General features: G+C 65.2%; 10 protein-coding genes and 1 pseudogene. 5 read left to right on the top strand and 6 right to left on the bottom strand.

Going from position 1 to position 15868, the window contains the following annotated elements; translation table 11 throughout:
- Positions 1-686: transketolase (locus AC1DDG_RS15975; protein ID WP_476876809.1), on the bottom strand; the 686-nt coding region annotated here is incomplete at its 3' end.
- Positions 687-761: 75 nt separating this feature from the next.
- A complete protein-coding gene (locus AC1DDG_RS15970) occupies positions 762-2099 on the bottom strand; it encodes an MFS transporter (protein WP_476876808.1) in 1338 nt (445 codons plus the stop codon).
- A gap of 264 nt (positions 2100-2363) precedes the next feature.
- Between AC1DDG_RS15970 and AC1DDG_RS15965 the strand changes: the two genes are divergently transcribed.
- A complete protein-coding gene (locus tag AC1DDG_RS15965; RefSeq protein ID WP_476876807.1) occupies positions 2364-3140 on the top strand; it encodes an SDR family NAD(P)-dependent oxidoreductase in 777 nt (258 codons plus the stop codon).
- 1027 nt (positions 3141-4167) lie between these two features.
- Here the strand turns inward: AC1DDG_RS15965 and AC1DDG_RS15960 are convergent.
- Positions 4168-4725, bottom strand: a pseudogene (locus tag AC1DDG_RS15960) (recombinase family protein).
- Between AC1DDG_RS15960 and AC1DDG_RS15955 the strand changes: the two are divergent.
- The 4 genes from AC1DDG_RS15955 (at position 4697) to metH (ending at position 10606) form a co-directional block, all read left to right on the top strand.
- The gene (locus tag AC1DDG_RS15955) at positions 4697-4888 is read left to right on the top strand and encodes a thiolase family protein (protein WP_476876806.1); all 192 of its coding nucleotides are present in this window, start codon (positions 4697-4699) and stop codon (positions 4886-4888) included. The pseudogene AC1DDG_RS15960 and the gene AC1DDG_RS15955 sit on opposite strands and share 29 nt — an antisense overlap.
- Before the next feature lie 207 nt (positions 4889-5095).
- Positions 5096-5938 carry a hypothetical protein gene (locus AC1DDG_RS15950; RefSeq protein ID WP_476876805.1) on the top strand — a complete coding sequence of 281 codons (843 nt, stop codon included), beginning with the start codon at positions 5096-5098 and terminating at the stop codon, positions 5936-5938.
- Positions 5939-5981: 43 nt separating this feature from the next.
- A complete protein-coding gene (locus AC1DDG_RS15945; protein ID WP_476876804.1) occupies positions 5982-6419 on the top strand; it encodes a Panacea domain-containing protein in 438 nt (145 codons plus the stop codon).
- Positions 6420-6955: 536 nt separating this feature from the next.
- Positions 6956-10606: a methionine synthase gene (gene metH / locus AC1DDG_RS15940; RefSeq protein WP_476876803.1), complete on the top strand. Its 3651-nt coding sequence runs from the start codon at positions 6956-6958 to the stop codon at positions 10604-10606.
- Here the strand turns inward: metH and AC1DDG_RS15935 are convergent.
- The 3 genes from AC1DDG_RS15935 to AC1DDG_RS15925 all read right to left on the bottom strand — a co-directional run bounded on the left by AC1DDG_RS15935 (position 10596) and on the right by AC1DDG_RS15925 (position 15761).
- On the bottom strand, positions 10596-13472 hold the full coding sequence (locus AC1DDG_RS15935) for an ATP-binding cassette domain-containing protein (protein ID WP_476876802.1): 2877 nt from the start codon (positions 13470-13472) through the stop codon (positions 10596-10598). The two genes, metH and AC1DDG_RS15935, sit on opposite strands and share 11 nt — an antisense overlap.
- Positions 13469-14026, bottom strand: coding sequence for a hypothetical protein (locus AC1DDG_RS15930; protein ID WP_476876801.1), 558 nt, complete (start codon positions 14024-14026; stop codon positions 13469-13471). The genes AC1DDG_RS15935 and AC1DDG_RS15930 overlap by 4 nt, the downstream gene beginning before the upstream one ends.
- A 148-nt stretch (positions 14027-14174) precedes the next feature.
- Complete coding sequence (locus tag AC1DDG_RS15925) at positions 14175-15761, bottom strand: APC family permease (protein WP_476876800.1); 1587 nt, start codon at positions 15759-15761, stop codon at positions 14175-14177.
- Between the last annotated feature and the right edge of the window lie 107 nt (positions 15762-15868).

Below are 15868 nucleotides of genomic sequence, written 5' to 3'. Positions count from 1 at the left end.
ACGCGCTGGGTGTACCAGCCGAAGGCTTCCCACTTTTCCGTCACGGGTTCGGTGCGCAGCACCGTGTCCGTCTTGCCGTCGGCCTGCAGGGCGTTGATGTCGACCATGGCGGTGAGGTTGCCCAACTGGTGGTGGTGTGCGCCCATGGCGGCTTCCCAGGTGGAGCCTTCGTCCAGTTCGCCGTCGGAGAGGAAGTTGTAGATCCTGGCCGTGGAGCCCTGGTGGCGCAGGCCCAGGGCCATGCCGACGGCGATGGTCAATCCGTGGCCCAGGGAGCCGCCGGAGATTTCCATGCCGGGGGTGTAGGTGGACATTCCGGACATGGGGAGCCGGGAGTCGTCGGAGCCGTAGGTCTCGAGCTCTTCGACCGGGACGATGCTGGCCTCGGCCAGGGCGGCGTAGTGGCCGATGGCGTAGTGCCCGGTGGAGAGCAGGAACCGGTCGCGGGCTTCCCAGTGCGGGTCCTCGGCGCGGAAGTTCAGCTGGTCGGCGTAGACGACGGCGAGCATGTCCGCTGCACCGAGTGCCTGGCCCACGTAGCCTTGGCCCTGGACCTCGCCCATGTTCAGGGCGTGGTGCCGGATCCGGTAGGCGGCCGCCGAGACCCGCTGAAGGCGTTCGGCTGCCGTTTCCCCGGCATCGGCGGGGGCTTGTTCTGGCGTGTGTGTTTCTTGGCTGAGAACCACGATTCTCCCTTTCAGAGGTGGCGGCTGGGCCGCCTGTCAGGCTGCGAGGCCCGGGGGTAGGTGAGGGGCGGCGCGTTAGGCGTCTATGCGTGCGGGGGTGCTTTTGGTGATCTCGTCCGCCAGTTCCCGTTCCCGCTTGCCCCAGGTTTCCCGGGTGGCCAGGGCTGCCCAGAGACCGATGAGGGCGTACAGGCCGAACAGGAGCGCCGGGCCCATCCAGCCGAAGCTGACGAACAGCAGCGTGGTGATGAACGGGGTGAAGCCCGAGACCATGGCGGAGATCTGGTAGGCCAGGCTGGCGCCGGACGCGCGGGTCTTTGCCTGGAAGAGCTCCGGGAACCAAGGCCCCTGGGCGCCGGCGAGGGAGTTCTGGCAGACCGCGTAGGAGATCACGATCGTGGCGATGATGGCAATGAACAGGCCGGTGTTGACCAGCAGGAACATGGGGATGGCGAACAGGGCGGCGAACGCCGTGGACCAGATGTACAGGGGGCGGCGGCCGATCCTGTCGGTCAGGCGGGCCCACGCCTGGGTGGCGAAGATGCCAATGGCTGAGGCGATGCAAAGGGCCACGAGGGTCTGGGTCTTGTCGGCCAGGTGCTGGCTGTTGAGGTAGGAAATAATGTAGGTGATGGACACGGCGTAGCCGGCAGTTTCGGCGATGCGGAGGCCGATGCCCTTCACGATGTTGCGCCAGTCGGTCTTGATGACCTCCACGATGGGGGACTTGACGATGTCGCCGTGGCCCTTGACCTCGTCGAAGACGGGGGACTCGGGGACCTTGGAGCGGATGATGAGGCCGACAACCACCAGCACGATGCTGGCCAGGAAGGGGATGCGCCAGGCGAGCTCGCCGCCAAGCTGGACGCTGAACAGGAAGGTCAGGTTGGCCAGCAGCAGGCCCACGGGGAACCCGGCCTGGACGATGCCGGTGTACTTGCCCTTAGTCTTCCACGGCGCGTGCTCGTAGCTCATCAGGATCGCTCCGCCCCATTCAGCGCCAAAGGCCAGGCCCTGCACGATGCGGACAAAGACGAGCAGTGCCGGAGCCAGCAGCCCGACGGCGGCGTAGGTGGGCAGCAGGCCGATGCAGAAGGTTGCCAGGCCCATCAGGATCAGGGAGGCCACCAGGACGGGCTTGCGGCCGACCTTGTCGCCGAGGTGGCCGCCGATGATGCCGCCCAGCGGGCGGGCCGCAAAGCCGACGCCGAGGGTGGCGAAGGAAGCGAGGGTACCTGTCACGGGGTCGCTTCCCGGGAAGAAGGCGGTTCCGAAATACAGTGCAGCGGCGGTGCCGAAGCCGATGAAGTCATACGTCTCGATGACTGCGCCCACGCCGGAGCCAATGGCAACGCGCCTGGCGTCCTTGGTGCCGTGCACGTGGCCGCGCATTTTGAGAGCTTCATTGCTCATGGAATTTTGTCCCTTTCGATGAGCGGCGAAGCAAAAGCTCCAGCGCTGTCGACTGTTAACACAACTGATACGACAATAGTGACGCAGGTCATGCAGCAATGTCAACAGTCAATGTTGGAGGTTGACTGTTGACATTGTCTGCCTCTACAGTGATTGGCATCACCACTGCAGATTCAGAGGATCAACGCCGATACTCACCTCGTACCGGTTGCCAGCTCTGGACAGCCGCAGCAAGGCAATATCTCTAGGTTTCCAAGGAGCATCATGAGCAACACCATCCAGCGCACCGCCGTCCTCACCGGGGCCACCTCGGAACGGGGTATCGGCATTACCACCGCCCGCCGCTACGCCCGCCAGGGCTGGGCCGTGGTGATCCTGGACCTCGACGGCGAGAAGTCGGCCAAGGTCGCCGCCGAAATCGGCAATCAATTCAACGTCCCCGCCTTCGGCCACGAAATTGACGTCGCCAACGAAGCCTCGGTCACGGCCGCACAGGCCGCCGTCGCCGCCGAGGTGGCTGCGGGCAACCTGCCCCCGGTCGGTGCCCTGGCCAACATCGCCGGCATCACCTCTCCGCTCCCGTTCCTGGAGACCACACTCGAGCTGTGGCACAAGGTCATGGACGTCAACGCCACTGGCACCTACCTGGTCACCAAGGCCTTCCTGCCGGACATGATCGAGAACGGCTGGGGCCGGATCGTGAACATGTCCTCCGTGTCCGCACAGCGCGGCGGCGGCGTCTTCGGCAAGGTTCCCTACTCGGCAGCCAAGGCAGCCATCCTCGGCTTCACCAAGGCCCTCGCCCGGGAACTGGGCACCACCGGCGTCACCGTCAACGCCATCACCCCGGGCGCCGTGGACACCAACATCCGCGTCGGCAGCACGGAGGAGCAGGAAGCGGCCATCAACGCCGGCATTCCGCTGGGCCGCAACGCCACCACCGAGGAAGTGGCCGCCGTGATCACCTTCCTGTCCTCCGAGGACTCGGCCTACCTGACCGGCACCACCATCGACATCAACGGCGGAAGCCACCTCCACTAACAGAGCCGGCGCTTCGGGAAACCCGCCGCGACGTAAAGAAGGCCGTCGCTGTGGGTGCTGTCCCGCCGTTCCTTCCCCGAACAGTGGCGGCCCTCGTACAGGCGACGGCCGCCACTCGATTCCCCGACCGTGGAGAACACATGCCACCGAACCGAGCGACTCCCCGACAACACGTTCACTGGAACCTCCTGATCAACACGGTGGTCGAAATCCGCCTCCATGGCCAGACAATCAGAACAGGTCTTGTCGAAGACGTCATGCCAGACTCCTCAGCACTCTGGCTCGCTGCTGACAGCAACAACCCACGCCAAATATTTGAAGTTAGCCAAGGCCACCAGGTCTGGGTGACACCACAGCAACTCAGCGGCGAGCTCAGCTACCGGATGACAGCGCAACAAATCTACGGAACAACCACCGCGAAACCTTGAGCGCTAATCGCGCCCAGGAAGTGCGAGCGAAAACTTTATTCAGCCTCCGGCTCCGCAGCCGGCTGAACTCCCTCAGCTTGGTCCCGCCCGCCACGAGCCGGATCTCTCGTGCAGCCTCTCCGCCGGCCTTTTCACGACCCGATAATGGACCTGATGCTGGTGCCAGTCGCTTGATGCTGGCGCAACCAGCCACTGGGTGGACAACACCAAGCCAGCTGACCTGATTACAATCAAACTGCTGTCAAATCCACGCTCGTGATCGGCTGTCGGGCCGTGAAAGGATTGAGCCAGGTTAGCGCCGCGTGTTGGTTCAGCCAGCCGGGGCCAGCGGCTGTTAGTTCAGCGCTCACCTGCCATAGCTGAGAAGCAACCGCCTGGTCGTAGCTGGCCTCGGATGTGTTGCGTGGTTTGCGTGAACCCGGCCCTGGCTGAGGAGTCTTGCCAAAACGGATTCCGAGGAAAACGCCACGAATGACGGCAGGAAACAGCCCCTTTTGTGGCCACTCCCCTGCCTGTTTCGGAACGCCGATAATGAAGATTTCGTCAAGCTATGTGCGGTTCCAGCTTCGGCGAAGCCGTTCGGCCGGCAGGGGAGGGGGTCAGGTAAGCGTGGCCTGCCGGAGGTACTGGTACACCGTTTCCTTGCTGATAACGTAGTCGCTGGCGAGGACGGCTTTGGGGACTCCGGTTGCCGCCCGCTGCACCAGCTCGGCCGCCCGTTCCGGTGTGAGAGTCCTTTTCCGTCCGCGGTAGGCGCCCCGCTGCTTGGCCAGCGCGATGCCTTCCCGCTGCCGCTCCCTGATCAGCGAGCGTTCGAACTCGGCGAAGGCACCCGTCACGGAGAGCATGAGGTTCGCCATGGGGGAGTCCTCCCCAGTGAAGACCGACTGTTCCTTGATGAACTCCACGCGCACGCCTTTGCGGGTGAGGCCTTGGACCAAGGCGCGGAGGTCGTCGAGGTTGCGGGCGAGCCGGTCCATGCTGTGCACCAGCACGGTGTCCCCGTCACGGGCGAAGCGCAGCAGCTCCGCCAGTTCCGGTCTAGTCGTGTCCCTGCCCGAGGCCTTGTCTGTGAAGACCCGGTCCAGAACTTGGCCGTCAAGCTAACGTTTCTCGTTCTGGTCAAGGGTGCTGACCCGCACGTACCCGATCCGCAAGGCCAGCGGGGGCCTGGACCGAGGAATCCCGGCGGTCACAGTGAACCGCTTCTGCGCCTCCTCATTGCAGGCCACTGCGATGGCAGCGCAGACTGTGCGTGCGGGCGACGGCGACGCGTTCGGAACCGGAATCTCCAGGTCAGATATGACCAAGCGTGGCTAAACCGGTCGCTCGGTTTCTTATGCACCGAGAGCCCACAGTAGGCTTTGGAGGTTTATTGCGCTCACCCGCTTACTCCCCTCAGATCGTTGGTATACAGCTTTGTCCCGTCCCGCTGATTCGACGGCCGACGTCCGTCAGACGCCTCGCATCTTCACGTGGCCAGCGGCAGTTTTCGGGCCTATAGTGTCAGCAGTTGGCGCCACCATAGTGCCACTGTCTATTACGCAGGAGTCGGGTCTAGACCCGTGGATTAAGTGGATAACGGACGACCTCTACTTCCGCATCGGCATCGGCGCTCTCATCGTAGGACTCCTCTGGACATCTGTTGGAGTGCTTTGGCGTACTCACGAGGCGGACCAGCTCCGGGCGAAGTTGAAGGCGGATGAGGCTGATGTGTCGAAAAAGATATCTGAAGCGAGGGTGAAGGCAAGCGAAGGAATAGTCCATCAGCTGTCCCCGATAGTCCATGATCTCGGCAGCCTCATTGACTCGACAAAGACCAATCACGGCGGAACGCTGATAGACAGGTGTCTCTATGCAGTCACTAAGGTTATTGGCGTAGAGGATGTCCGAGCATGCCTTTACTATCTAGACCAGGTCGAGTCGGACGAGGCTTCATCTACGGACATCTTGAATGCTTTGAACGTGCGCATGCCTCAGGTTGGTCGCCACGATCCGCCGCGGCCGGAGTTCATTCGCGGAGAGGGAGCACATTCGGCTGGCATTTTCGATGTTATCGACACAGGCAAACCACGGCTGGTCCAAGACACGGCAGTTCATAACGACCCGTTGGACTGTGACGACAAGCGCTACGGCACGTTTATGAATGTGGTCGTGAAATTTAAGACTGAGGAGATGGGAGTTTTGTCCGTGGATGCACCCATAGCCGGGAGCCTCACGAGCAATCACGTGCTCCTAGCTGAGATGATCGCAAACATAATAGCTATAGGCATGAGGCGGGAGAAGAAGCGCAACTCCAGCAAGAATCCCCGCCCAGCGCCTGCCACTGGAAACGGCCCTATCAATCCCGCAGTTGAGGGAAGCACATGAGATTATTGGGAATGCAGCGGTTCCACAACGGAGGGGAGTCAGCATGACGAGTGTCCACCACGTCGCTGCCTACATCGTGGAACGTGAACGAAACCTTTCTACGATGAAATTGCAAAAGCTTTGTTACTACGCTCAGGGCTGGCATCTGGCCTGGCAAGGCGAGCCTCTCTTTACAGAGCCCTTGCAGGCTTGGCGCATGGGCCCAGTTAGTCCCGATCTCTATCGTTTTCACCGTGGTCACGCGTCGGCTAGTGCTTGGCCTCAGGGTGACGCCACTCAGCTGTCCGAAGTTCAAAAAAGAACCCTCGATACGGTTATTGACTTCTACAGGCCGTATTCGGGGTTCGAACTGGGAACACGAAGCCATTCGGAACGCCCATGGCTCGAGGCTTGGGAATGGCAGCCAGTCGCGCGCCGAGGTCATGTCGAGATGGATCTTGCCACTATCAAGGAATACTTCCAGTCAGTGGAGCGCAGTTGAGCTAGGCTGCGAGATAGTCAAGTGATCGTCATGTGAGCAACGCACTGGCAACGGCTCCAAGCGTGCGGGCTGACCGCTCCTCGCAGATTTTCCGCTTCTGGGCCGCCCGCGTTGTCGGCTGAATCTATTGAAGGCTTGAAAAGGTGTCCAAAAGTAATCACGCAACCCTAAGTGATAGGGAACTATCGCTTTACTTGACGTAACGCCGGTTATCAGCGCCTCCCGGATTCCTCCACGTGCCCTAACCGATGCGGTCACACCATGCATGGCGAGCAATTGGCTACGGCTGCATGCAGCCTTGCGCCAAGGAGCCAATGTCCGCAGCGATCAGGGCGGAGTTGGCCGGGCGTATGATGCGCGGAAGGTCGCCGATCTGCGCAGGCGTATCACGAGTGCCCATGCTGGCATCGTATCGAAATCACGCCGTGACGCTGAGGGCGTGGGAACCGCAGTAGCACCCTCCCAGGCACACCACCGCCGTCGTAGTACATGGAAAACACGGCGCAATGTTCGGACCCCGCCCGTAGTCTGTTTAGATGCCTCGTTTTGCGCTTGATATTGAGTCCGTGCCCCGCCCCGTCCGTTCGCAGGAGCTGCTGGATGCGGTGAACCATCGGGTCGTCATTGCCGATGGGGCGATGGGCACCATGTTGCAGGGGAGGGAGCTGTCGCTTGAGGACGACTTCCTGGGGCTAGAGGGCTGCAACGAGATCCTCAATGCCACGCGACCGGATGTCCTCGCTGACATCCATGACGCGTACTTCGCTGTGGGAATCGATGCGGTCGAAACCAACACCTTCGGCGCGAACTGGTCCAACCTCTCCGACTACGGCATCGACGACCGGATCGAAGAGCTCGCCCGCAAGGGCGCGGAGATCGCCCGTGACCGTGCCGAAGCGGCAGAAAAAACAGACGGACGCATGCGCTGGGTCCTGGGCTCGATGGGGCCGGGCACCAAGCTCCCTAGCCTCGGGCACACCAGCTACGACTACCTCAAACAGACCTTCGCGTTGCAGGCCGAGGGCCTCATCGACGGGGGAGCGGATGCCTTCCTCATCGAAACGAGCCAGGATCTCCTGCAGACCAAGGCTGCGGTCAACGGCTGCAAGCAGGCGATCGTGACCCGCGGCATCCGGCTCCCGATCTTCGTCGAGGTGACCGTCGAGACCACCGGAACCATGCTGATGGGCTCCGAGATCGGCGCAGCGCTCACCGCGCTCGAGCCGCTCGGCGTCGACGCCATCGGCCTGAACTGTGCCACCGGGCCGGATGAGATGAGCGAGCACCTGCGCCACCTGTCCAAGCAGTCCTCCGTCGCGATAGCCTGCATGCCCAACGCCGGCCTGCCAGTCCTTGGTGCCAACGGCGCGCACTACCCGCTCTCGCCCACCGAACTCGCCACCGCGCACGAGCAGTTTGTGCGGGAATTCGGACTCGGCCTGGTGGGCGGATGTTGCGGTACGACGCCGGAACACATGGCCGCCGTCGTCGAACGTCTTGCGCCCTTCCGCACCAGCGCCGCCGTCACCAGCGGTGGGAGGGGCGCCGACGGCGGCCGCGTTCCCACTGAACGTGAAGCCGGCATCGCTTCCCTCTACCATCACGTGAATTTCGACCAGGAGTCTGCGTACCTCGCCATTGGCGAGCGCACCAACGCGAACGGTTCGAAGGCGTTCCGCCAGGCGATGCTCGACGAGCGCTGGGACGACTGCGTCGACATCGCCCGCGAACAGGTCCGCGTCGGCGCGCACCTGCTCGACGTCTGCATTGACTACGTGGGGCGCGACGGCGTGGCCGACATCAAGGAGGTCGTCTCACGTTTCGCGTCGGCCTCCACGCTCCCGCTCGTCATCGACTCCACCGAACCGCCCGTCCTGCAGGCCGGGCTCGAACACATCGGCGGGCGCCCGGTGGTCAACTCCGTCAACTACGAGGACGGCGACGGCCCGGACAGCCGCTTCGCGCGCATCATGCCGCTCGTCAAGGAACACGGCACCGCCGTGATCGCCCTGACCATCGACGAACACGGCCAGGCGCGCACCACCGAAGGCAAAGTGGCCATCGCCTCGCGCCTCGTCGACGCCTTGGTGGGTGAATGGGGGATGCGCGTCGAGGACATCATCGTCGACGCCCTGACCTTCCCCATCGCCACCGGCCAGGAAGAAACCCGCCGGGACGCCATCGAAACGATTGAAGCCATCCGCCAGATCACCACGAAGTACCCCGGCATCAACACAACACTCGGCGTCTCAAACGTGTCCTTCGGCCTGAGCCCGGCAGCGCGCATGGCACTGAACTCGGTGTTCCTGCACGAGGCCGTGCAGGCCGGCCTGACCAGCGGCATCATCGACGCCGCCAAGATCGTGCCGCTCGCGTCACTGCCGGAGGAACAGCGCAAGGTGGCCCTGGACCTCGTCTGGGACCGCCGCGAATACGACGCCGACGGCAACCTCACGTACGACCCGCTGGCCAGCATGCTGGACCTGTTCGCCGGCGTCGACACCGCAGCGCTGAAGGACCAGCGCGCCGCGGAACTCGCGGCGCTGCCCACCGGCGAGCGCCTGGCGCGGCGCATCATCGACGGCGAAGGCAAGGGCCTTGAAGAGGACCTCGACCTGGCACGCAGCGAAGGCATGACGCCGCTGGCCATCATCAACGATCAGCTGCTCGAGGGCATGAAGGTGGTGGGCGAGCGCTTCGGTGCCGGCGAGATGCAGCTGCCGTTCGTGCTGCAGTCCGCTGAAGTCATGAAGACCGCGGTGGCGCTGCTCGAGCCGCATATGGAGAAGTCGGATTCATCGGGCAAGGGCACCATGGTGATCGCCACGGTGCGCGGCGATGTGCATGACATCGGCAAGAACCTGGTGGACATCATCCTTACCAACAACGGCTATAAGGTGATCAATCTCGGCATCAAGCAGCCGATCGCCGACATCATCGCCGCGGCCGAGGAACACAACGCCGACGTGATCGGCATGTCCGGCCTGCTCGTGAAATCCACGGTGGTGATGAAGGAGAACCTCGCGGAACTGCAGTCCCGCGGGCTCGCGAAGCGGTGGCCGATCATCCTCGGCGGCGCAGCCCTCACCCGCGCCTACGTCGAGCAGGACCTGGCGGGGCAGTTTGAGGGAGAGGTCCGCTACGCGAAGGACGCCTTCGAGGGCCTGTCCCTCATGGAGCCGCTGGTGCAGGTTGCCCGCGGCGCCGACCCCGCAGAGGCGGGCCTGCCCGCGCTGAAGAAGCGAATCCACCGCAAGGGCGGGACGCTCACCCTGACCGAGCCGGAGGCAATGCCCGGCCGCTCCGACGTCGCTTCCGACAATCACGTGCCTTCGCCGCCGTTCTGGGGCACGCGCATCGTGCGCGGCGTCTCGCTCCACGACTTCGGTGCTTTCCTCGACGAACGTGCCACCTTCATGGGGCAGTGGGGGCTCAAGCCCGGCCGCGGCGAGGACGGCGCCTCGTACGAGGAACTGGTGGAACGCGAGGGCCGGCCGCGCCTGCGGTACTGGATGGACCGCATACTCGGCGAGGGAATGCTCGACGCGTCCGTCGCGTACGGCTACTTCCCGGTGGTCTCCGAGGGGGAACAGGTGGTGGTGCTGCACCACGGGGAGGACCGCGACGGCGTCCTCGGCACCGCAGGCCTGCTCGCCCCCGACGGCGGATCAGGCGGTCCGCTCGGCACCGAGCGGCTGCGTTTCGACTTCCCGCGCCAGCGCCGCGACCGGCACCTGTGCCTCGCAGACTTCGTGCGCTCGCGCGAATCGGGGCAGGTGGACGTCCTGCCGGTGCAGCTGGTCACAGCCGGCGGCAATGTCGACCAGGTGACTGCCAAGCTCTTCGCCGGCGACCACTACCGCGACTACTACGAGCTCAATGGCCTGGTCATGCAGCTCACCGAGGCGCTCGCGGAGTTCTGGCACGCACGCATCCGCTCGGAGCTGGGTTTCGCGGCCGAGGAGCCGAAGGACAAGGCAGGCCTGTTCAAGCTCGACTACCGCGGTGCGCGGTTCTCGCTCGGCTACCCCGCGTGCCCGGACATGGAGGACCGCCGCAAGGTAACGGAACTGCTGCGTCCCGAGCGGATGGGCGTGGTCCTGAGCGATGAGCTGATGCTGCACCCCGAACAGTCCACCGACGCGTTCGTGTTCCACCACCCGGAGGCGAAGTACTTCAAGGTGTGAGTTGGTGTCGATCCCTTCCCTGGGTGGATGGAGCCTGGATGGAATGAGCCTGCCCGGCCTGCCTGTCCAGGCTGGAGACCGGCTTCACCCGCCGGAGTGCGGCGAGAATGGCCCGCCCCACCACGGCGATACCGACGATCGTGGTAATGGCACGCAAGGTGTCCCAGCCCGCCGTCGACGTCACCAGCGAGTAGAGCAAGAAGCTGCTGAGGTTGGTGCCCAGCGGCGCGCCCGGCACGTAGGAGATGCCGGTGCCGGCGCCCACCGCGAAGGGCCAGAACCACAGGTTGGTCAGCAGGCCGAACAGGTAGGACGCCAGGATGCCGTAGCCGCACAGCATCCACAGTTCGGCTTTGCCCCGCACCCGCCGGGGAAGCAAGCCGGCCCCCGCGCCCACCCACGCGCAGGCGAAGATCTGGAACGGTGTCCACGGCCCGATGCCACCCCACAAGGCGCTTGAGAGGGCGATGGTGGCGGCGCCGAGGAGCATGCCGAAACGGGCACCGAACGCCCGGCCGGCCAGGATCAGCAGGATAAAGACTGCCTCCACGCCCCCGACGCCGGTGCTCGCCACCCGCACCGCGGAACCTACGGCGGCCAGGACGCCGAGCAACGCCACCGTGTGTGCGGAACGGACCGACCCGTCCATGGAGACAACGACGGCGACGGCGGCGAGCGGCGCAATGGCCAGCGCCGCGTAGGGGAGGGCCGCAGCGGCATCCTCCGGAAGGGCCGCGGCCAGCAAAGGCCAGCAGAATGCTGCGAGAGCCAGAAGGTTTGCAGCTGCGAGAACTGCCAGCTCGACGCCCCGCGGCATCCGGATGCGGCGCCGTCGTTCCGCTCCCGGGGAGTCTGCTGGTTCGATGGCCCGCGGCCTTGGTCCGGTACCCGCTTGCCGGGAAAGCGGGAGAGGCGGTTCAGGTGCATTGGCCGGCACAGAAGAGGGCACGACGCCGTCACTCATCGGCAGGATCCGGGCGCCGAGGCCGTGGGCAAAGTCGAGGTCGTGGGTGGCGATCAGGACCGCCGCTCCGTCGTCCGCTGCCGCCCGCAGCGCTGCCGACACGGCTGTGCGCGCCGCAGGATCGAGTCCGCGAGTGGGCTCATCGATCAGGAGTACCTGGGGGTCGTCCATGGTCTGCAGCGCGATGGCAAGGATCCTGCGCTCTCCTGCTGAGAGATCCCGGGGATGCTCATGTCCAATGGGAATCCGGACGTCTCCCCGCAAACGAGCCAGGCGTGACGCCGCGGGCATTGTGGGAAGCTGGGCACTGCCGGGCGCAGGCTGCCCGCCGTTCTTTCGGCGCGTAAGGCGCCGATCCGCCGCGCGGAGCTCTGCCGCGACGGTATCCCTGGTGAAGAGGTCATCCGAGGCGTCCGGGACGAGGGCGACGCGGCCGCCGTCGACCGTTCCGCCGTCGACAGTGCCTTCACCGGCTGTACCCTCACCCAGTGCGAGCGCCACAAGGAGGGACGACTTTCCGGCCCCGTTCGGCCCCACCAGGGCCACCACTTCACCGCGGTGCAGGGTCAGGGATGCGTCGCGCACCAGCGGTGTGCCCTTGCGGTGCACCGCGAGATTTGTCGCAGTCAGCACGGGCGCGTGCCCGGTATCTGCAACGGGCGTTGGATGCGCAACCGTCGGGGAAGCGGATGGTGCAGCACCCGGCACCAGGCCGCCGTCGTCGATAGTCCACCACGAGTCGGCAACCGGGACGAGCCGCTCCGCCCGATGCTCCGCCACGATGACGCAGACACCGTCGTCGCGGGCGAGGGCGTCGAGCACGGCGATGACGTGTCCGCGTGCCGCGGTGTCAAGGTCGGCCAGTGGCTCGTCAACCAGGAGCAGGGACGGATGCCCCACCACCGCGGCGGCAATGGCCACGAGCGTTGCCTCACCCGCCGAGAGGGTGCTGACATTCCGGTCCAGCAGCGCCGACACTCCGATATGCTGCGCGACCTCCTGCACCCGGGCCTTGGCGGTCGTGGATGCCATGCCGCGCAGCTCAAGCGCGAGGGCGATTTCGTCCCGGACCCGGGTGCTGGCGAAGGCGGCGCGGGGATTCTGCAGTACGACGCCGACGACGCGGGCGGTATCGCGGGGCGGCGCAGTGGCACGGTCCGTTCCGGCGACGCTCACGGTGCCGGAAATTTCTCCACCGTCAACGTGTGAGAGCAGGCCGGCGATGCCTCGCAGGATGGTGGACTTGCCGGATCCCGTCGGCCCGGTGATGACCGTTATTGACCCGCTCGACGGCATGAACCCGGCGACGCGCACCTGCGCGTCGCCGATGCTGAACTGTGCGTCCCGGACCAGAAGCGGTGCCTCGGTACCGCGGCCGGGTTGATGGGCTGCCCGGCTCCCGAAGCCGCGCAACTCCAGGGCCGCGGCAACCCGGCCGGCGTGCTCAAGGGTGCGCTCGAGCACGGGCACAAGGGCGCGGGGTCCGAAGCGTTCGCCCCGCAACCGAAAGGCCAGGCGTACGGAGGCCACGGCGTCGGAGAGCGCCGGGAGTGCCGCCCAGGCCACCACGAGCGTCCGGGCCAATCCCTGCAGGGGGCCGCCGCGGGCCAGGTGCACGAAACCGCGGGCCACGTCCACCCAGGCGTTGAGCAGGCCGAAACCGAGGATCATCCCGGCAATCGGCAGGGCGGACAGGAACGCCTCCCGCAGGCCAGGCGCCGTTACCGGACCGAGGAGGACCACATGGGCGTACGGGGCGGGCAGCGGCACCGCCGGCAGACTGAACAGGACCGGCTCACCAATGCCGGCCCCGTTGAAAAGGATGCGGTAGATGACCCGCGCCGTGATGAAGACGGCGGCGAGAGCCGCCGCTGCGCGTAACGGCGCGGGTCGAAAGGTCATGCCGCGGGTGCGGCCGGTGCGCCGTCCACCGTGTAAAGCAGCTCGAAGCTCTGTCCCGGGCTCACCTTCAGGGTGGCGAGGCCTTCCTGCGCGTATGCCCAGGCGCCGGAGGCCGGCTTCACCCAGAGAGCCCAGTAGGCGAAGGCGGCGGGCATCTTGCCGCAGTCTTCCCGGTACGTGCCGCCCTTGTGGGCGATGTCGAAGTCCGCGGCGGGCACACCGTTCACACGGCACACCAGTTCCTTGGGATATTGGGCAGTGCCCTCGGTCTTCACCTTTGCCTCCTCGAGCACCTTGGAAGCGGGAGTCGCCGCGTCGACTGGCACGCAAACGGACGTGTCAGCGGCAGCCTGCTTCAGGGCGCCCGAATCGACGATGACCTTCACGCCGGCGCAGGGTCCGGCTGCGGCGCTGGATGGAGCCGTTGCCGTCGACGCCGGGGCAGAGGTAGTTGGCTGGGTGGCGGCCGGCGTGGAACAGGCGGCGAGGGTAAACAGGAGACCTGCGGCGGCGAGGGAGCTCGCGGCGGCGGTGCGGATCTTAGTCAAAGTCACGTGTCAAGGGTAGGGCGTTGCTTGTCCGGAACCGGATGCCGTCGCGTTGTGTGACGTTAGGTCTTTCATATGCGCCGGGGCTACCGACGCAAAAGGGCCGACGACGGCGGTAAGGCGGGTGCCGTCGTCGACCCTTCCGGGGGCGTTACTAAGCTTCTGACGCGGCCATCTTGACTGCCAGCGCGTCCTCCGGGGCTTCGGACTGCGCGGCGCCGTACTGCGCGGCGCCCGACGACGGATGTGCTGCGACTGCCGCGGCGTGCTCGGCCAGCACCCCGGTCTGGTGGCGGATCTTTAGGCGGTAGAGCAGGGTCCCGCCAATGATCACGGCGGCCACGAAGATCACGCCGCCCCACTGCAGGTACCACTCGAACGGCGGCACCGAGTTGTAGATCTCCGGCCTCGGCCAGATGAGGTTCAGGGTCATGGCCCCGCCCCAGAGGACCGCCAGGATGTTCACGGGCAGTCCCCATTTGCCCGTTGTGAACCCGGCTTCGGACTGCTCATCCCGCAGCGGCCACTGCTTCAGGAGCCGCTTGCGCAGCAGGGGCACAGTGACCAGGAGGTAGGACAGGTAGATCAGGACGATGCTGATGCTGGACAGGATGGTGAAGATGGCCGGCTGCATGACGTTGACCAGCAGCGGGATGACGGCCATGACACCGATCACGATCGCCGCGACCTTGGGGGTCCTGCGGACCGGATCCACCTTGCTGAGCTGCCGGCTGAACGGCAGGTTGTTGTCCCGGGCCATGGCGAACATCATGCGGATGGCAGCGGCGTGGACGGCCAGCGTGCAGACCACCACGGCAACCACGATGCATGCCAGGAACGCCTTGCCGAATGGTCCACCCAGAACGGAGAGCACGATGTGCTGGAGGCCGCCGTCGGCAGCCCCCACCTGCGGGTCGCCCAGGTCCGGTGCGGCCAGGATGCCGAAGAGCAGGATCAGCCCGCCCAGCAGGAACGAGGCAGTGACGGCGCGCAGGATGGCCTTGGGTGCCGTGCGCTTGGGGTCCTTCGTTTCCTCCCCGAGCGAGCTGGCGGTGTCGAAGCCGTACATGACGTAGCCGGACGCCATGGCGCCGATCAGGAAGACGCCGAAGAAGCCGAGATCGTGGCCCTCGCCGAAGCCGTTGGTTTCGAAAAAGACCTCCGGGCCGCGCACAACATGCCAGGCCAGCGCGAGGATCAGCAGGACGGCCGCGGTCAGCTCCACGAAGACGCCGATGCTGTTGATTCTGGTCATCAGCTTCACGCCGAACGCGTTGATGAGGGTGGAGATGGTGATCATGATGGTGGCCAGCACCACGCCATTCATGGCGAAGTCGTAGGGGCCGGTGCCGTCACCGACGAACTGGAAGCCGGACCAGAGCTGCGGCAGGGTGATCTGCAGGGCCAGCGCCACGGATCCGAGCGCCATGATGGAGGAGAGCAGGAGCAGCCAGCCCGCCAGCCAGGACGAGGTCCCCGACGCGAGGCGCTTGGCCCAGTTGTAGACCGATCCCGCAACGGGGTAGCGGCCGGCCAGCTCGGCGAAACAGAGCGCCACCATCAGCTGGCCGACGAAGACGATGGGCCAGGACCAGGCGTACGCCGGGCCGGCCATGGAAAAACCAAAATAGAACAGTTGGAAGACGCCGGTGAGGATGGAGATGTAGCTGACGCCTGCGGCGAAGCTGGCAAACTTGCCGATGCTCCGGTCCAGGGTCTGGGTGTAGCCAAATTCGTCCATGCCGCTTGAATCAATACTCTTGCTGGGTTCCAAAATGTGAACTCCTAAGTCAGAAAAGTACGCTCGATGCAACCCGCGGCCGCCATTGGATGCGGGTGAAATCAATA

It is taken from the genome of Arthrobacter sp. 10L430 (assembly GCF_056395245.1).
The sequence above is the reverse complement of the archived record's forward strand: the minus strand, read 5'-3'. Positions and strand labels throughout refer to the sequence as shown.